The 17,319-nt window shown below is 39.7% G+C and carries 17 protein-coding genes; 8 read left to right on the top strand and 9 right to left on the bottom strand.

Annotated features, from left to right (window positions below; translation table 11 throughout):
- Positions 1 to 24 precede the first annotated feature (24 nt).
- Complete coding sequence (locus tag PALI_RS14305) at positions 25 to 429, bottom strand: acyl-CoA thioesterase (RefSeq protein ID WP_077536044.1); 405 nt, start codon at positions 427 to 429, stop codon at positions 25 to 27.
- A 102-nt stretch (positions 430 to 531) separates the two neighbouring features.
- On the opposite strand from PALI_RS14305, the gene PALI_RS14300 reads away from it, so the two are divergent.
- Complete coding sequence (locus PALI_RS14300; protein WP_226894556.1) at positions 532 to 2,631, top strand: TonB-dependent receptor; 2,100 nt, start codon at positions 532 to 534, stop codon at positions 2,629 to 2,631.
- 841 nt (positions 2,632 to 3,472) lie between these two features.
- Here the strand turns inward: PALI_RS14300 and epmA are convergent.
- The gene (gene epmA / locus PALI_RS14295) at positions 3,473 to 4,447 is read right to left on the bottom strand and encodes an elongation factor P--(R)-beta-lysine ligase (protein WP_193156261.1); all 975 of its coding nucleotides are present in this window, start codon (positions 4,445 to 4,447) and stop codon (positions 3,473 to 3,475) included.
- A 56-nt stretch (positions 4,448 to 4,503) separates the two neighbouring features.
- The gene (gene efp, locus PALI_RS14290; RefSeq protein WP_077536047.1) at positions 4,504 to 5,070 is read right to left on the bottom strand and encodes an elongation factor P; all 567 of its coding nucleotides are present in this window, start codon (positions 5,068 to 5,070) and stop codon (positions 4,504 to 4,506) included.
- A gap of 41 nt (positions 5,071 to 5,111) precedes the next feature.
- Here efp and epmB point away from each other — a divergent pair, with 41 nt between their 5' ends.
- On the top strand, positions 5,112 to 6,125 hold the full coding sequence (gene epmB, locus PALI_RS14285; protein ID WP_193156260.1) for an EF-P beta-lysylation protein EpmB: 1,014 nt from the start codon (positions 5,112 to 5,114) through the stop codon (positions 6,123 to 6,125).
- Here the strand turns inward: epmB and PALI_RS14280 are convergent.
- Positions 6,122 to 6,331: a hypothetical protein gene (locus tag PALI_RS14280; protein ID WP_077538842.1), complete on the bottom strand. Its 210-nt coding sequence runs from the start codon at positions 6,329 to 6,331 to the stop codon at positions 6,122 to 6,124. The genes epmB and PALI_RS14280 overlap by 4 nt on opposite strands.
- Positions 6,332 to 6,406: 75 nt before the next feature.
- Here PALI_RS14280 and PALI_RS14275 point away from each other — a divergent pair, with 75 nt between their 5' ends.
- Positions 6,407 to 6,697 (top strand): prephenate dehydrogenase, encoded by a 291-nt coding sequence (locus PALI_RS14275; protein WP_077536048.1) that lies wholly within the window; start codon positions 6,407 to 6,409, stop codon positions 6,695 to 6,697.
- Positions 6,698 to 6,788: 91 nt separating this feature from the next.
- On the opposite strand, the gene PALI_RS14270 is transcribed toward PALI_RS14275, so the two are convergent.
- The gene (locus PALI_RS14270; protein ID WP_077538844.1) at positions 6,789 to 7,280 is read right to left on the bottom strand and encodes a DUF3016 domain-containing protein; all 492 of its coding nucleotides are present in this window, start codon (positions 7,278 to 7,280) and stop codon (positions 6,789 to 6,791) included.
- Positions 7,281 to 7,826: 546 nt separating this feature from the next.
- On the opposite strand from PALI_RS14270, the gene galE reads away from it, so the two are divergent.
- Entirely contained in the window at positions 7,827 to 8,843 is a 1,017-nt protein-coding gene (gene galE, locus PALI_RS14265; RefSeq protein WP_193156259.1) for a UDP-glucose 4-epimerase GalE, read from the top strand.
- A gap of 77 nt (positions 8,844 to 8,920) precedes the next feature.
- Here galE and zapE read toward each other — a convergent pair whose 3' ends face one another.
- Positions 8,921 to 10,030, bottom strand: coding sequence for a cell division protein ZapE (zapE, locus tag PALI_RS14260; RefSeq protein ID WP_193156258.1), 1,110 nt, complete (start codon positions 10,028 to 10,030; stop codon positions 8,921 to 8,923).
- A gap of 59 nt (positions 10,031 to 10,089) precedes the next feature.
- Between zapE and rsuA the strand changes: the two genes are divergently transcribed.
- The gene (gene rsuA, locus PALI_RS14255; RefSeq protein ID WP_193156257.1) at positions 10,090 to 10,788 is read left to right on the top strand and encodes a 16S rRNA pseudouridine(516) synthase RsuA; all 699 of its coding nucleotides are present in this window, start codon (positions 10,090 to 10,092) and stop codon (positions 10,786 to 10,788) included.
- Positions 10,789 to 10,797: 9 nt separating this feature from the next.
- On the opposite strand, the gene PALI_RS14250 is transcribed toward rsuA, so the two are convergent.
- A complete protein-coding gene (locus PALI_RS14250) occupies positions 10,798 to 11,571 on the bottom strand; it encodes a YggN family protein (protein WP_138586322.1) in 774 nt (257 codons plus the stop codon).
- Positions 11,572 to 11,724: 153 nt separating this feature from the next.
- Positions 11,725 to 14,154, bottom strand: coding sequence for a zinc-dependent metalloprotease (locus PALI_RS14245; RefSeq protein ID WP_193156256.1), 2,430 nt, complete (start codon positions 14,152 to 14,154; stop codon positions 11,725 to 11,727).
- 154 nt (positions 14,155 to 14,308) lie between these two features.
- Between PALI_RS14245 and PALI_RS14240 the strand changes: the two genes are divergently transcribed.
- A complete protein-coding gene (locus PALI_RS14240) occupies positions 14,309 to 15,277 on the top strand; it encodes a class 1 fructose-bisphosphatase (RefSeq protein ID WP_138586320.1) in 969 nt (322 codons plus the stop codon).
- 186 nt (positions 15,278 to 15,463) lie between these two features.
- Here the strand turns inward: PALI_RS14240 and PALI_RS14235 are convergent, their stop codons facing one another.
- On the bottom strand, positions 15,464 to 15,790 hold the full coding sequence (locus tag PALI_RS14235; protein WP_193156255.1) for a hypothetical protein: 327 nt from the start codon (positions 15,788 to 15,790) through the stop codon (positions 15,464 to 15,466).
- Positions 15,791 to 15,833: 43 nt separating this feature from the next.
- Here PALI_RS14235 and PALI_RS14230 point away from each other — a divergent pair, with 43 nt between their 5' ends.
- Positions 15,834 to 16,193, top strand: a complete 360-nt coding sequence (locus PALI_RS14230) for a DUF5522 domain-containing protein (protein WP_138586326.1) — start codon at positions 15,834 to 15,836, stop codon at positions 16,191 to 16,193.
- Positions 16,194 to 16,556: 363 nt separating this feature from the next.
- Positions 16,557 to 17,306: a glycosyltransferase family 25 protein gene (locus PALI_RS14225; protein ID WP_193156254.1), complete on the top strand. Its 750-nt coding sequence runs from the start codon at positions 16,557 to 16,559 to the stop codon at positions 17,304 to 17,306.
- Positions 17,307 to 17,319: the final 13 nt, after the last annotated feature.

The raw sequence follows: 17,319 nt of genomic DNA, 5'->3' as shown, positions 1-17,319 counted from the left end.
ATGATAGTTTAAAAGCTGTTCTATTCAGCACTTAGTTGTAGTTTTAAATAAACTATCTATTTTTTCTGGCAGAAATGGACGGCCTTTTTCGTTAACTGACGTTCCGATTACCAGTGCACTAAGCATCTCCCTTTCGTCACTTTTGCGCACAACCGTTTGCTTAAACGCAAACTTTAAACGACTAATACGCTGTGGCTCTACTGCAACGTAAAACTCATCTCCTGGTCGGAGTGAAAGTTTATAATCCATTTCGCTACGCATCACGACAAGATTAATTTTGTCTTTAGCAAGCTGAGCAAAATCAACGCCATTTGCGTGTAAAAACTCGTGGCGAGCATGCTCCAAATAATTAAAATACACACTGTTATTTACGATGCCCTGTAAATCACATTCATAATCACGTACTTTAAAATCAACTTTGAAGGTCATATTAGTAATCCTAACTATTTAACGTATAATTGCCGCATTTATAGCATATGCGCTTAAATAATTGCTACCATACGAGTCCCTAAAATGGAGTTAAGAAACCTAATGAACTTACGTTTGTCTTTAATCACCGCCGCACTTTTACCGCTTTTTAGTGCACCACTTGTAGCTCACGCTGATGATAGCGACCTAGAAAGAATAGTTGTAACTGGCGACTTTCAACGCGAAAGCATTCAAACTTTAAGCGCGAGTGCGAGCTTATTTAGCGAAGATGAAATTAACCAACGTGGTGCAAGTTACTTAGACGAAATGTTAGGCAGTACCGCCAATGTAAACTTTGCGTCTGGTGCGTCGCGCGGTCGTTATATTCAAATTCGTGGCGTGGGACTTCGCTCACAATTTGTAGATCCTATTAATCCATCTGTAGGCTTAGTTATTGATGGTATTAACTATTCTGGCCTTGGTGGCAGCTCATTGTTATTTGATATTGACCAAGTAGAGATTTATCGTGGACCACAAGGTACACGCTTTGGTGCCGACGGTATGGCCGGTATGATCCAAATGGGATCAGCTAAAGCTACAGCCGATCCAAGCTTAAAATTACAACTAGGGGCTGGCACCTACAACACACGTGAAGCAGGCCTTGCAGCAAGCACTGGCTTAACTGACGACACAAGCGCTCGCGTTAGCTACTTTCGCAGAAAGTCAGACGGTTACGTTGATAACCTATATTTAAACGACGAAACACAAAATCAAGACGAACAAGTAGCCCGTTTTAAATTAAACACTCAGCTTACAAAGCATTTAAATACTGAGCTAAACCTTCACTATATTGATATAAACAACGGCTACGATGCGTTTACGCTTAATAACAGCCGTAATAGTGTTGCCGATGAACCAGGTCAGGATAATCAACAAAGCTACGCTATTGGCCTTGCTAACACCTACACAGGTTTTGGTGCTTTTGATGTAAACCTCAACCTATCGGCTATTGATACCGAGTTACTTTACAGCTTTGATGAAGACTGGGTATGTAACGATGCAAATAAGCCACTATTATGTGCTACAGGCTTGCACCCCGATGGATACAGCTCAACTGACCTTTATAGCCGCGATCGCGACGATCAGTCTGTAGATTTACAATTTAATTCTAAAACTGGTAACTGGGTTGCGGGTGTTTATTATCAAAATCGTGATGTTGATTTAGCGCGTAAATATACATGGTTAGCAAGCCCGTTTTCTTCAACTTACGAAACAAATAATGTTGCAGTATATGGCCAAGTAGCGACTCCAATTGGCCCTAAAACCACATTAATTACAGGTTTACGTGTAGAGCAATACCAAGGTGACTACACCGATAGTAATGGCTTTATACAAGAAACTGACGACATAATGGTTGGCGGTAAAATTGCGCTAGAATATCAAGTAATTGATCGCACTATGATCTACACCAGCATTACCCGTGGTTACAAAGCCGGCGGTATTAACTCTGAAGCGCTTGCTAAAGCTAAAGATGAAGGCTTAAACCTAAGCGCTGATTTTTTCCAGCAACACACTAGTTTTGACCCTGAATACTTATGGAGCGGCGAATTTGGTGTTAAAGGCTCATCGCTTGATGACAAATTTACGTTGCGCTTAGCTGCATTTTATATGCACCGCGACGATATTCAGTTAAAAGCATGGCAAGTAGAAGGTCAGCAATTCACCGGTTATGTCGATAACGCAAGCTCTGGCAGTAACTATGGCTTAGAAATCGAAGGAAACTACCAACTAACAGACAATTTATTTTTAACCGGTAGTGCTGGTTACTTAAATACAGAAATAGACGGTTTTGTAACTAAATCTGGTTTAAACCAAGATGGCCGTGAACAAGCACAGTCACCTAAATACCAATATGCGTTTACCGCTCGTTATAACTTTACTAATGAACTGTACGGCATGATTGGTGTTGAAGGTAAGGACGATTACTACTTCTCAGATAGCCACAACTCACAAGCACCAAACAGCAACTTAGTTAATTTAAGCTTTGGCTATGAAGCAGACATGTGGGCAGTACGCGCATGGGCTCGTAATGTGTTTGACGAAACGGTTCCTACACGTGGCTTTGAGTTTGGTAATGATCCACAAGATGGTTACACAACGCATACCTATACACAATTAGGTGAGCCTCGTGTAGCGGGTGTTACGTTTACGCTTAACCTGTAAGACATAAAAGTTGGCTTTCAAATGAAAGCTTCCAGCAAGCAAATAAAAACACCGCGTTTAAATTAAACGCGGTGTTTTTTATGAGAAGTAAAAATTTACGGTAGACGTAGAGCTTGCTCAGGTGAGAAGCGAAGCTTCTAATTACTAACCAAATAAAAAGAGCTTAAAGCTTTGCTTTAACGCGCCAGCAAGCTGTGCGCCTACAGGCCAAGCATCACGCTCTTTACATATCAAACATAAGTAATAATAAAATGTGTTGTAGACGTAGAGCTTGCTCGCGTGAGAAGCAAAGCTTCTAATTACTTTAAACTAACCAAATAAAAAGAGCTTAAAGCTTTGCTTTAACGCGCCAGCAAGCTGTGCGCCTACAGGCTAAGCATCACGCTCTTTGCATATCAAATAAGTAACAATAAAATGTGTTGTAGACGTAGAGCTTGCGCACGTGAGAAGCGAAGCTTCTAATTACTAATCAAATAAAAAGAGCTTAAAGCTTTGCTTTAACGCGCCAGCAAGCTGTGCGCCTACAGGCCAAGCATCACGCTCTTTACATATCAAACATAAGTAATAATAAAATGTGTTGTAGACGTAGAGCTTGCTCGCGTGAGAAGCAAAGCTTCTAATTACTTTAAACTAACCAAATAAAAAGAGCTTAAAGCTTTGCTTTAACGCGTCAGCAAGCTGTGCGCCTACAGGTCAATCATCACGCTCTTTGCATATCAAATAAGTAATAATAAAATGTGTTGTAGACGTAGAGCTTGCTCACGTGAGAAGCTAACCAAATAAAAAGAGCTTAAAGCTTTGCTTTAACGCGCCAGCAAGCTGTGCGCCTACAGGTCAATCATCACGCTCTTTGCACATCAAATGCAATAACGTCTTTAATTTTATCTTTATTGGTTGCGAGCATTACAAGCCTATCAATTCCCAGCGCAACGCCTGCACACTGTGATAATCCATGCTCCAGCGCTTTAATTAAACGCGTATCCATTGGCACTTGTTTTAAACCGTTTTCAGCGCGGTATGCGTTATCTTCATTAAAACGTTTAGCTTGCTCGCTGGCATTAGTGAGTTCGTTAAAACCATTCGCTAATTCCATATTTTTATAATAAAGCTCAAAGCGCCCTGCTACGCGTGCATCGTGTTCACAAATTTGTGCAAGTGCTGCTTGAGAAGCTGGAAAGTGATACACAAAACATGGCTTATCTTGCCCTATTGTGGGCTCTACTTTCATACAAAATAATAATTGCAGTAAGGTATCTTTATGCGTTTCATTTTGGGCTATATCAGCAAATCCCAGCTCACATGCTAGTTGCTTTAATTGCTCTATGCTCGCTGTTAGCGGGTCAAGCCCAAGTGCTTGTTCAAACGCTTGCTGATAAGTAAGGCGCGTTGCAGGGTCAACACCTAAAACGAGCTGCATTAGCTCATCCATTTCATCCATAAGTGCAAATTCATCAAAGCCTGGGCGATACCATTCAAGCATAGTAAATTCAGGATTGTGATGGCTACCCGCTTCTTCATTTCTAAATGCTTTACAAAGCTGAAAAATAGCGCCTGAGCCTGCTGCTAATAAGCGTTTCATGGCAAACTCTGGAGATGTTTGTAAAAACAAAGGAAGCCCACCTGCGTGGCCTGGGCCTACAAATGTGGTATTAAAACTCGCTAAGTGTACATCGGTTACACTGGCAGCGCTTAAGCTCGGCGTTTCTACTTCTAAAACATCACGCGCATAAAAAAACTCACGAATGCGATGTAATATTTCTGCACGTTGCTTTAGTGTTTCAATACTTGCGCTAGGAGCCCAAAGATCTACTGACATATTTTCTCCAAAAAAAATCCCAGCGCAAGCTGGGATTTATCAAACTGAGTTAAGTGTTACTTAACGCGGCTTACGTATTCACCATTACGAGTGTCTACTTTAATTACTTCGCCAATTTGTACGAATAATGGAACACGTACAACAGCACCCGTGCTAAGCGTTGCTGGTTTACCACCAGTGCCCGCTGTATCACCTTTAAGGCCAGGATCTGTTTCAGTGATCTCAAGCTCAACAAAGTTAGGTGGTGTAACAGCAATTGGGCTGCCGTTCCATAATGTAATTGTACATACATCATTTTCAACTAACCATTTAACAGCATCGCCTAGTGCTTTTTCGTCAGCAGCAATTTGCTCAAATGTTTCGTTGTTCATGAAGTGCCAAAATTCGCCGTCTGTGTATAGATACGCTAAATCTGTATCCATTACATCAGCACCTTCAACTGATTCACCCGATTTAAAGGTTTTTTCAAGCACCTTACCAGAGATAAGTTTACGGATACGAACACGGTTAAACGCTTGGCCTTTACCAGGTTTTACCATTTCATTTTCTAAAATACTGCAAGGCTCGCCGTCCATCATAATTTTTAGGCCGCCCTTGAACTCGTTGGTGCTATAATTCGCCATCGTTTCCTCTATTTATATTTTTTCGAGTAATCTACGTGCCAATGATACAAAGAAATGAAGCAAATTTGCATAAAAACTGGCAAAAAGAATTAGCAAATGTAGTTACCTGCCCAAAAACCTTGCTTGAAATGGTCGGTTTATCGAGCCAAGTCCATGAAAACGACCTAAAAGCCCGTAGTTTATTTGCAGTGCGTGTGCCTATCCCTTTTATAAAAAAAATGCGCAAAGGCGATCCAAACGATCCTCTTTTATTGCAAGTCATGCCACGCCATCAAGAATTTTTGACTAAATCAGGTTTTAATAAAGATCCACTGCTTGAGCAAGATAACGACCAACCTGGCCTTTTACACAAATATAAATCGCGTGTTTTAGTGATGTTTAAAACGGGTTGTGCGGTAAATTGCCGCTACTGCTTTAGAAGGCATTTTCCGTATCAAGAAAATCAGCTTAATAAAAAAAGCCTACTTGAGACGCTTAATTATATAAAATCAGATACTGATATTAACGAAGTGATTTTAAGTGGCGGCGATCCGCTAATGGCCAAAGATGATGCTATTAGTTGGTTTTTAGATGAGCTTGAACAACTACCGCAAATTAAACGCATGCGAATTCATAGCCGTTTGCCTGTTGTTATTCCTGCGCGTATTACCAATGAATTATGTGAGCGACTAGCAAAGTCACCCTTAAAAATTATTTTTATTAACCACATTAATCACGCAAACGAAATAGACGACGACTTTAAAGCAGCCATGCAAAAGCTTAAACACGCGAATGTAACGCTGTTAAACCAAGCGGTAATTTTAAAAGATGTGAATGATACGGTTGATGCACAAATAAACTTAAGCGAAGCATTATTTGATGCAGATGTATTACCGTATTATTTGTATTTGCTAGATAAAGTTGAAGGGGCCAGCCACTTTGATATTAATGAAGCGCAAGCAATTGAAATAATGGCAGAGCTATTAAAAGCCCTGCCTGGATTTTTAGTGCCTAAACTAGTGAGAGAAATAGGGGGTCAAAAAAGCAAAACACCTATCGATCTTAAGCTTATTTAAACGTATACATTTACGTTATTACCCAGTGTGGCTGTCACCGATTTAGCAGGTGTTTGCGCACTGGATGGTTGTGCGGCACCTTCAATAAGCGCAAGTGCTGCAGAGCCATCAACCTTTTGCTGCCTTTTTGCGAGCGCAGCACTTAAAACTTCAGCACCTTCGCCAGCACCAGACATTACTGGTAAATTTCCACCTGATATATTCATATAAACAATCCACCTGACTTTTAAATGTAATCCAAGTATTATATCGGCCATGCAGTACAAAGCTTTAGGAAAACCATGGATTCAATTATTGAACAACTCAATACAAACTTAAAAATTGTTTATCGTCAAGCACTTGATGCCGACAAAAAACTTGACGAACTACAGCAACAAGGTCATGGCAAGTTTAAAGCCTTATTCGCACAAGATGCTGGCTTTAACTTTGAAGCTAAACGATTTAAACCTTACGTGCTTGACGTAGCCGCTGATGTAGAAAGCTTATCAACCGATGGTTTTAGTGAAGAAAAGCTTAAAGCTACCGTTATTAAGTTACAGCAATTATTGACACTTTTAGCTACTTTTAAGTAAAACAGCTAAAAGCAACACAACAAAAGCGCAAAGTAAACTCGCGCCTAAAACAAATAAACGCCGAGTTATCATAACTCAGCGTTTATTTGTTTTAATTTAAATTTACTAGAATTTGTTCGCCAAACCACTCTGTTAATAAGCGTTTCTCATAATAAAATGACTCATCTCGACCCATTTTTATCTTATCCATAAAACCCATGTCTTTAAGCTCTACGTCATTGCCTTTGTTGACTACACTGCCATCTTTGTTCGTTAACGAATAGTTGAGTTTAATGCGCGGAAAATAGATAGGTTTCACTATACGAATTTCATCCATACCACCGTAACGAACATCACCAGCTAAATCTAAATCAGTAAATTCTACATTTAATTTATACTCATTTGGCAATTGCTCTGCCAATTTAGTCATGTGTGCTTCAAAACTTTTAATAATATGCTTGTGATACGAACCTTTCGCTTGGTTTGATGAGCGCACATCGCGATAGTCATTAAAGTCATGCCATTTAACAGCAGACTCACCTGCATGAGCAAATACAGGTAATGCTACACACATAAACATTGCAATTTTTTTGACTGAATTCATGACTTTCTCCAAAAAAGATATACCAATCACAAAAGTGTGGATTGGAGTAAACCCAGCATTAGCTTTTACTGCGTTCATTTTAGCACTTGTTTATTAACTATAACTTAATTCCCCACATTGAAGTGTTATTTAAAACGTACTAAATGTAATCAAGGTTGTTTAATTTACCAGCATTAAAGAAAGACCGTATTTAAGCTAGGGCGTGTTGACCTTCCGTGATTGATTTTGCATCAGACTGTTTGGTATTTAGGCAAGGCAGCGCCTATGGTGTGTGGTTGTTCCCCATAAATAGGGATAACGCAGCATAAATGCCAAACATGCGCTGCCCTTTGGGTTCTTTCTAGGGGCGATTGACTCTTTGTTGCTCGGTTTTTACTTAGCCCACTCGATTACAAACCTCGCGCCGCGATTAAATAGCCCCTAGATTGAACAAATTTCAATCCACAAAAGTCAACACGCCCTAATAAAATTACAGATAAAACATGTAAAGCAACACGATTTATGGTGAAATTGACACAATTGATAAAAGGTACCCACGGAGCTTTCATGACTATTTTAGTAACCGGTGGCGCAGGCTATATTGGCTCACACACTGTTTTAGAACTTTTACAGCAAGGTAACAAAGTTGTTGTTATTGATAATTTAAGTAATTCATCACAGGAGTCTCTTACTCGTGTAAAAAAAATCACAGGTAAGGAAGCCACTTTTTACCAAGGTGATATTCTCGACAAAGCCTTTTTAGATTCAGTGTTTGCTAAGCACAAAATTGATAGTGTTATACATTTTGCTGGTTTAAAAGCGGTGGGGGAATCAGTTGCCAAACCCGTAGAGTATTATCAAAACAATGTACAAGGGACGTTAACACTTATTGATGCAATGCGTGACGCTGGTGTATTTAAGTTAGTATTTAGCTCATCAGCGACTGTTTACGGCGATCCTGCTAGCTTACCAATTAGAGAAGACTTCCCCGTTGGCGGTACTACTAACCCTTACGGCACATCTAAACTTATAGTTGAAATGATGCTACAAGATATCGCTAAATCAGATGAGCGTTTTGCGTTTGCTATTTTACGTTACTTCAACCCCGTTGGCGCGCATAAATCAGGCTTAATTGGTGAAGACCCTAATGGTATCCCAAACAACCTTTTACCATTTATTGCACAAGTTGCTGTAGGTAAATTAAAGCAACTTGCTGTATTTGGTGATGACTACGATACCGTTGATGGCACTGGTGTGCGCGACTATATTCATGTAGTAGATTTAGCAATTGGCCATTTAAAAGCGCTTGATAAAATTGCCTCGAGCACTGGTGCGCTAGTCTATAACTTAGGAACTGGTAATGGGTATTCTGTGTTGCAAATGGTAAATGCATTTATTAAAGCTAGCGATCAAGCTGTGCCGTATCAGGTTTCCCCACGTCGTGCTGGCGATATTGCTGCATGTTATGCAGCACCAGAAAAAGCACTTAACGAACTGGGCTGGGAAGCTCTGCGCGGTATTGATGAAATGATGCAAGATACATGGCGTTGGCAGTCAAATAACCCGAATGGGTATAGACAATAAAGGTCTTATGAAAACAAGGTAAGGTCTAAATTTTATATTTACACTTTAGCCTAATGCCTAAAATCCATTATTTATACTCACCAATTTTGCATTTCTACTATGCGTGACTGTGTTCGTGCATATTCAAAACTCAATTTTTTGCCTTTATATAAATGCTCAATATCAGTTTGGGCATTGATCACTAACAACTTATTGCAATCATAAAACTCATCCACTAAGGCAATAAAGCGCCGCGCTTCGTCGTCAAAGGTGTGCTCGTCGAGCGTTTGCTTTTCACGTTGATAGCTATCTTCTATACCGTGCACTATCACTTTACCTGTCGCTTTAATACCCATTTGTGGCACGTTCGATACATATAACACATCAAATTGCGTTGCTAAAAACATATAATCGTTAGCACTGCGCGGGCCGGAACATAGCGCCATAAAATCAATCATCAAGGCGTTATCGGCTTTTAATAGATACGGTAATTCGCGGCCATGCACGCTAATTGTATTATTATGAATGACAGTAGGAAAAGACGTCAAAAACTCATTTTTAAAATCGTTATTTGGTAAATTAATAAAATAATGTCGACTATTTTTACCGTATCTAAAACGATGATCATCATCCCCCGCTACATTAATGATATGGCAATGACTATTAATTAAATCAATCGTAGGTAAAAATAGCACCCGTTGCAGGCCGTTGTAATAAAGCTGCTCAGGCTTTGCGTTAGATGTAGCCACCAGCACCACACCTTGTTCAAACAACGCATTAAATAACTTAGCCATGATCATGGCATCGCCAATGTCGCTCACAAAAAATTCGTCAAAACACAGCACACGGATATTGTTAGCCCAATGCTTAGCAATCAGTGTAAGTGGATTTGCTTGCCCTTGCAGCTGCGAAAGTTGGGCATGCACTTGCGCTATAAAATGATGAAAATGCAGTCGCTGCTTTTGCTCAATAGGTAGGTTTTTATAAAATAAATCCATCAACATAGATTTACCACGCCCTACTGGCCCATATAAATAAACACCTTTTATTGTGGGTACTTTTTGCCACCACTTTAACGGTGTTTGTAACTGCTCGCTTAAGCTATTTAATGCCATTACCGCGTTTTGTTGGGCTGCATCAAAGATAAGCTCACCGGATATAACTTTTGCTTGGTAATGGTTTAAAATTAGTGTGCTGTGCTCTGTCATGGCATTTCACTATCGGCTATAATCGCGCCCATTGTAGCCGACTAAAAATGTGAACTAAAATGAAATTCCCTTGCCGCTTAGATAAATTTATTAGCCACTTAGCAGAAATGCCACGCACGCAAGCCCGCGCGAGTATTAAGCGAAAAGAAGTAAGCGTTAATGGCGAAGTAATTACGTCACATAATTTTCAACTTGCTGAGCAAGATGAAGTATTGCATCAAGGCGAGCCTTTAGTCTTTTTAGGTAAGCGCTACATTATGCTCAACAAACCTGTCGGTTATGTATGCGCTAATAGTGACGAGCTACACAAAACTGTTTTTGACTTACTTGATGAGCCAAATATGAGCGATTTTCACGTAGCCGGTCGTTTAGATATAGATACCACAGGTTTGGTTATTATTACTAACGATGGCGAGTGGTCACATAAAATCACCTCACCTAAAAGTAATAAATTTAAAACTTACTTAGTAGAAACCCAAGAACCTATTACCGATGAAGCGCTTAGGCAACTACAAACAGGTGTCATGCTGCATAACGAAAAAGATCTAACCCGTCCAGCTATAGCTGAACGACTCGCAAATTACGGGCTGCGTTTATCAATAAGTGAAGGTAAATATCATCAAGTTAAGCGCATGCTTTACGCGGTAGATAATAAGGTCGTTGAATTACATCGCGAGCAGATTGCGGGGATTAAATTAGATGAAAACCTAGCAAGCGGTGAGTATAGATTGCTAACAGCCGAAGAGATTAAGCTATAAAAGCTGTGTTTAAGATTTTATCTGTACTAAATCAAAATCGGCCATCCCAGGCACAATTGCTTGCAGACGCGATTCGGTGACATCTAATGCATTTAAACATTCGCAGTATTCAGACGCTTTAAGTTCAAGTTGATGGGCTTTTTTTTGCAACGACTTATCAATCTCTTTGGTGATGATATCCATGCGCTGGCCCATATCGTTAATGCGATCTTCTATATTGCCTTCACGCGATTTAAACGCATCTCCCAACGACATTAAAATAGCGCCGAGAGAGCCATGCACTGCAGAGTGAATTTTTTGGCTAATCTCTTTAGTAAAAAAATCATCAATTTGAGAAAGCGATTGTGGCGCTATAAAAAAGAAATCGTCGCCGCGCTTAAACTTATCCATTAATGCACGTTCTACATATTGCAGTTGGGTTTTAAGTACCTCAGGCTCTTTATCTGACATACCTTCAACAATGTGCTCAATTGCACTTAACCCTAAGTTAACGCCATCGGTGGCTAGGTTTACTAGTTCAGGTACTGTGTGACGAATGCCATTACTAAATTGCTCAAGTACTTTGCTTTCGTCGTCACTCAAATCAACCCAATAACCACGAATAAACAATTGGTTATTGTTATTAATTTGCACGCGGGTTTGGCCTTTATCAACAATACGAATTACATCATCGGTAATAATTAAACCGTGTCTGAGTTCTACGTCACACTGCTTTTGAGCGAATACACTGCTGCTTGAAAATGCTATGGACAACGCCAATATCGAACGAGATAGAAACGCCATAAACACCTCAAAAAGACTAAAATGGAAGGCGGGTAGGTTAACAAAAAACCAACTTTATGCAAGTAAAAGTACGCTATCGGCTATAAGCACATAATAAAACACCGAGCATAAATACACTCGGTGTTTTGCTTTATCGCTTACTTAAAATAAGTACTAAATTGGTGAGCCTGGTGGTATTGGCAATACTTTAAAATTGCTTGGCCACTGACCTTTAATTAAAAACTGATTTATTTGCTCAGCTAAGTATTGTTTAAACGCACTCTCGCCAGTACTTGTATGGCTTAGCATTGAATTTTGGTTAAAGTCTTCACTAAGCTCAACTAAATAATAACGCAATTGTGCTTGCACCTCTGGGCTGACACTATCACTTGCGACTAAATCAGCCATAGTTTTTGCTGTTAAAAACTGTACGCGCTGGGTGATTTTACCTACCATAGTGTTAGGCGACGATACATTGAACACTTGGCTATAAAGCGCTTTTAATAATTCATCTAAACTATAAAATTCATTATTGCGTGCTTGTTGTTGCGCTAGACGATTTAAGCGTTGTGCGTTTAACAAAAGTGACAAACTATGCTGTACAGCCACCTCTGGCAACGCCATTGCATCAAGTGTTAACCCCGTGCGCCCGACTATGCTTTCGCGAGACTTAGACTCGCCATACGCTTTTGGGGGAATGAGCGATAACACAGATTCAGGAAGTAACAAGTTACTGGGTTTAAGCGTTGCAAAAATAGCGTTTACCGCTTCTTGCTGCACTTTTTTATCAACCACTTGCGCGCCTTTTACGGGTGAATCACCGCGTGTTTCGTATTCATAATCAACACCTGCGATAAGTTTAACCACAGCTTCAACCTGAAAACGGTGAAACAGATAAAGCGGAACTAGTTTTTCTTCTAATTGCGATAGTGAGTCGCCCGTTTTAATATTATTAATACCAAACTGCGAAAGCGCTTTTTTACGTACTTCGAGTACTCGTAAAAGTTCCTGTGAAGGGTTAGTACCATTATCCCATAAATGGGCTGTTGGATGCGCACCACCTTTAGCTCGTGCATCGCTATCTGATATAAACTCAAGGCCTTTGACTTTATTTTCTTTTAAAATAGCAGCGAGCTCTGCGCTTTCATCTTGGTTAGTAAAGTCGCTATAACCATATTTAATTACTTGGCTATCCCACACGCCCATGCCTGTTGCATAGCCACGCGTTACATCAAGCTTACCTTGTTCATTAAAACTAAGTAACGGATGTGGGTAATCCATTACAGAGGCTCTATCGCCTATTGATGCCGCAAAATTATGAGAAATACCTAGTGTATGACCAATTTCATGGGCGCTTAATTGACGAATACGATCAAGCGCCATTGCTTGTAAATTTTTAGCAACTTCATTGCCTTTCAAATAAGGTGCAGCAAGTGCTTCCGCTATTAAAATATCTTGGCGAACACGCAGAGATCCAAGTGTTACATGGCCTTTAATTATTTCGCCAGTACGTGGGTCGATTACCGAACTACCGTATGACCAACCACGCGTTGCACGGTGTACCCATTGAATAACGTTATAACGAATATCCATAGGATCGGCATTACTTGGCAATACTTTTACTATAAATGCGTTCTTATATCCGGCACCGCTAAAGGCATCGTTCCACCACTTTGCGCCTTCAAGTAACGCACTTTTAACCGGTTCGGGCACACCTGGATCAAGATAATAAACAATAGGTTCAACTGGCTCACTAATAGGCAGACTTGAATCTTTTTTAGTTAAACGATGGCGTGGTATGTAGCGCACATACAGTGACTCACCCAGTGGTGCGGCGTAATCTTTATGTTCAATACTCCAAAAGCCTGATTGTGGATTAAACTTTCGAGGTGTGTAGTTATCGTCTGGTAATTGAATAAGCGAATGATGCATATGCACAGTAAGTGCATATGGGTCGGCGCTGACTTGGCGAACAAATTCGCCTGGTTTTGTGCCTTTAAAAGTAAGTACTGCTTCTAGCTCAGTATTTTTTACAAATGCCTTTGAGCGATTCATATCTACCGCGCTACGTGTTTCATCAAGGCTAAAACTGCCTTGCTTACGCGCAACAAGCGTGCGGCTTACACCATGTACATCACTCAATAAGTAAGGCGTGTAATCAATAAGCGCTATGGCTTTATCTTCGGCGACCACTTTAAAACCTGCGAGTATGCTTGATGCAAACGCTTCTTTAATGCTTTGCTGCTCAGCCTTATTACTCGTATTAGCACGATAGTAAGTGTTTACAGCACGTAGCATCACTTTGTCGCCAAAACGTTCAAATTGCACAAGGTGGGTATTACCAAGCTGGCCCCGGTCAAGGCCTATGTCATTAGAGCCAATACCATATGGCAAACTTTGCTGTAATAAAAATTGTTGTTCAAACTTATCTACTTTTAAATATACTTTTCCATTTTGGGTATCATAAAAAAATGAGTAATAACCCGGAAAGTGATTCATTTGCGTAGTAAATTCATCAATTGACTTAATTGCTGCGTGCGCTTGGGTTATGATACAGAGCAACACGGTCAAGAATATGTAACTTAGTTGTGATATTTTTTTCATAATCTTATCTTTGTTATTGGCGTTTTAAGTACGATTAGGTGCCACCATTATAAGGTGGTATTTAAACAATACAGGTATTTAAGACGAATTTCAGCGCTCTAAGCTAATCTCTCTCACATTATGATTGGTTTTAACACGTTATCAGGAAAATAGAATGCGTAGACTCCCTCCAGTATTACTTGAAGATGGTTGTTCAAGAGAACTTTTATCGTTAATTCGAACAATTTTAGCAGCATGTAAAGAAATTTCGTTTCGCGTTGGCCAAGGCGAACTATCTGGCGTATTAGGCTCAACCCTTGATGAAAATATTCAAGGCGAAACCCAAAAAAAGCTCGATGTATTATCTAACCAGTTGTTAAAAGATATTTTACTGGAATCAGGCACGGTTAAAGCAATCGCCTCAGAAGAAGAAGACTACACAGTCGCTGGTAACTCAGACGCTAAATTTATCGTCGCATTTGACCCACTGGATGGCTCGTCAAATACCGATATTAACTCACTTGTGGGTACTATATTTTCTATTATGGAAGCGCCTGAAGGCTCTGACGCTGCTGATGAAAGCATTTTTATGCAGCCAGGTCATAAGCAAGTTGCTGCAGGTTACGTACTTTACGGGCCATCAACGATGCTTGCGCTTACCACAGGCAAAGGCACCCGCATGTTTACCCTTGATAAAACACAAGGCAGCTTTTTACTCACTGAAGATTTTGCCACTATTCCTGCAGATACAAACGAATTTGCAATTAATGCATCGAATCAACGTCATTGGCAACCAGCTATGCAAAACTACATCAATGATTTACTAGCAGGCGATACTGGCCCTCGCGCTAAAAACTTTAATATGCGCTGGATTGCAGCGATGGTGGGCGATGTTCATCGCGTACTGAGTCGCGGTGGTTTATTTACTTATCCTACCGACACAAAAGATCCTAAAAAACCAAATAAATTACGCCTACTTTACGAAGCAAACCCAATGGCCATGCTTGTAGAACAAGCTGGCGGTATCGCATCAACAGGGTCTGAACGTATTATGGATATTCAGCCTGATGCAATCCACCAGCGCGTAGCTGTTATTTTAGGTTCTAAAAACGAAGTAGAAACGTGCTTGGGATATCATAAGTAATAAAGTTTTAAGTTACTTGAAAAGAAACACCATATTCAATTTGAGTATGGTGTTTTTTATTGTAAGTGAGGTTTATACCTCGCTTTTAAAATACGTTACATAAGCGCGAAGCTTTTAACGTGAGCAAGCTCTACGTCTACAACCCTAGGCTCGGTGCTAAATTTGTCTGTAAACGCGCAGCTTGTTTCATTTAGCTATTAGCTTCAATATTTGAGCCAGTTTTTCATGGTTAAGCTCTCCCATTTGTTCACTGTTGCTGAGCGCATAAATAACACCGTCATGCTCTGAGCAATCAATATCATCTCGCGATTCAATTACGTTTGCCCAAAGCTCCAAGTCATCCAAGTCTATTTCGTTACTTAAACAGCGTTTAAGTACATCAATTAAAACCGCAGTTGAGAGAGTATAATGGGTTTTATTGCTATCAGCAGAACCTGAAACGATAACCGATATAGCTTCATCCCTTTGTTCACCAAACGTAATAAATTCAGCTAATGCTTTTTGTATATTCATAATGTTTGTTATTCTTGGTTCATTGTTATTAAAAAGAATTATGATGACTCAACTTAACTGCACTCAATGCCATACCACTCTAACGTGTAATGTAGATAATATATCGGCGTGTTGGTGCAACGAGCTGCCTGCTATTTTACCGCTAGATACCAATGCAACAAGTTGTTTATGCCGCAAGTGCACGCTTAATAAACTAAGTACTTTTCTAGAAGATATTTATAAGCAGCCAATTAAAAGCCAAATAGGTTTCGCCAAGCAGTTTAGAGGGAGCGACAATCTAATTGAAGGCCTTGATTACACCATGCAAAATGGCTATATGGTATTTAGTAAGTGGTTTTTTTTAAAGCGAGGATCGTGTTGTAAAAACGGCTGCAAAAATTGCCCGTATGGCTTTAAAAAATAAAAACGCCAAGCTTTTAACGTGAGCAAGCTCTACGTCTACAATTTATTAAAATATCAAAACTTTACATGTGGCAATGGGTAACAAAGTATTTGCGCCCCACTCGATCCATGGGCCATCATAAACACTTAAATTACTATAACCGTATTCATCAGCAAGTAACGCTAAAAGCTTGGCTGTAGCTCCCGAGCCACAACTAAACTTTACCTCCTGTGCATCACCTACTACGTTATTAAATATAGCTTTAATTTCAGTAAGTGGTTTTGCTTTTTCTTCATTGAGTAAATCAATAAAAACTATCTAGGCTGTTCAAGAATAAAAAAAGTGCTAAAATATCAGCAAGATTATTTCTAGCCTATTAAAATTATGCCGATCCCTTTTTACGTTATCAATATGAAAGGCTGTGAAGGACGTTGGAAAACAACTTTAGAGCGACTGAGTAACCTAGGTTTAACTGTGGAGCGATTTGAAGCGACTATTGGTAAGCAACTATCGAATCAAGAAATCAAACAGTGGTATTGCCCTAGCAAAAATAAAAAACGCTACAATCGCAACTTATCCGCTGGTGAAATAGGCTGTTATATTAGCCATATGCGCATTTGGCAAAAAATGGTCGATGAAAGCATGCCTTGCTGCGTTGTGTTAGAAGATGATTTATTTATTAATGCTGAGCTTAAAGATGTGGTTGATGCAACAGCTAGATTAAAAAATTGGGATTTAATTAAGCTCTCTGATAATCGTAATTTTCCTTTAATAGACACGGCTTTATTAGACAATGGGTTGACTGTTGGTAATTATAAGAAAGCCCCTAATGGTACCCAAGGTTACATAATTTCACTATCCGGCGCGAAGAAGCTACTCAGCCGAAAGCCTTTTTTTAGACCTGTTGATGTAGATATGCAATTTCACAAAGAAGTGGGCCTAAGCATGATAGGTATAAAACCATATCCTATCGCTGAAGATAGAAGCTTTGTTAGTGAAATATCTACTATTAATGGCGGTTCACACTCTAATAGAAGCACTTTTTTACGCAACCTGATCCACAGAACAAGTATTCATAGACAAAGGAAATATAAAACAGCTGATTTAGCAAAAATCATTAATAACAAAGTATAAAAATACTTAATTT

Source organism: Pseudoalteromonas aliena SW19, from assembly GCF_014905615.1.
Taxonomy (GTDB): Bacteria; Pseudomonadota; Gammaproteobacteria; order Enterobacterales; family Alteromonadaceae; genus Pseudoalteromonas; species Pseudoalteromonas aliena.
This window is presented reverse-complemented; position numbering and strand designations above follow the sequence as displayed.

Excerpts from the sequence above, each read along its gene's own strand:
- PALI_RS14305 (WP_077536044.1), bottom strand. The coding sequence starts at position 429 with ATGACCTTCAAAGTTGATTTTAAAGTACGTGATTATGAATGTGATTTA.
- PALI_RS14300 (WP_226894556.1), top strand. The coding sequence starts at position 532 with ATGAACTTACGTTTGTCTTTAATCACCGCCGCACTTTTACCGCTTTTT.
- epmA (WP_193156261.1), bottom strand. The coding sequence starts at position 4,447 with ATGTCAGTAGATCTTTGGGCTCCTAGCGCAAGTATTGAAACACTAAAG.
- efp (WP_077536047.1), bottom strand. The coding sequence starts at position 5,070 with ATGGCGAATTATAGCACCAACGAGTTCAAGGGCGGCCTAAAAATTATG.
- epmB (WP_193156260.1), top strand. The coding sequence starts at position 5,112 with ATGATACAAAGAAATGAAGCAAATTTGCATAAAAACTGGCAAAAAGAA.
- PALI_RS14280 (WP_077538842.1), bottom strand. The coding sequence starts at position 6,331 with ATGAATATATCAGGTGGAAATTTACCAGTAATGTCTGGTGCTGGCGAA.
- PALI_RS14275 (WP_077536048.1), top strand. The coding sequence starts at position 6,407 with ATGGATTCAATTATTGAACAACTCAATACAAACTTAAAAATTGTTTAT.
- PALI_RS14270 (WP_077538844.1), bottom strand. The coding sequence starts at position 7,280 with ATGAATTCAGTCAAAAAAATTGCAATGTTTATGTGTGTAGCATTACCT.
- galE (WP_193156259.1), top strand. The coding sequence starts at position 7,827 with ATGACTATTTTAGTAACCGGTGGCGCAGGCTATATTGGCTCACACACT.
- zapE (WP_193156258.1), bottom strand. The coding sequence starts at position 10,030 with ATGACAGAGCACAGCACACTAATTTTAAACCATTACCAAGCAAAAGTT.
- rsuA (WP_193156257.1), top strand. The coding sequence starts at position 10,090 with ATGAAATTCCCTTGCCGCTTAGATAAATTTATTAGCCACTTAGCAGAA.
- PALI_RS14250 (WP_138586322.1), bottom strand. The coding sequence starts at position 11,571 with ATGGCGTTTCTATCTCGTTCGATATTGGCGTTGTCCATAGCATTTTCA.
- PALI_RS14245 (WP_193156256.1), bottom strand. The coding sequence starts at position 14,154 with ATGAAAAAAATATCACAACTAAGTTACATATTCTTGACCGTGTTGCTC.
- PALI_RS14240 (WP_138586320.1), top strand. The coding sequence starts at position 14,309 with ATGCGTAGACTCCCTCCAGTATTACTTGAAGATGGTTGTTCAAGAGAA.
- PALI_RS14235 (WP_193156255.1), bottom strand. The coding sequence starts at position 15,790 with ATGAATATACAAAAAGCATTAGCTGAATTTATTACGTTTGGTGAACAA.
- PALI_RS14230 (WP_138586326.1), top strand. The coding sequence starts at position 15,834 with ATGACTCAACTTAACTGCACTCAATGCCATACCACTCTAACGTGTAAT.
- PALI_RS14225 (WP_193156254.1), top strand. The coding sequence starts at position 16,557 with ATGCCGATCCCTTTTTACGTTATCAATATGAAAGGCTGTGAAGGACGT.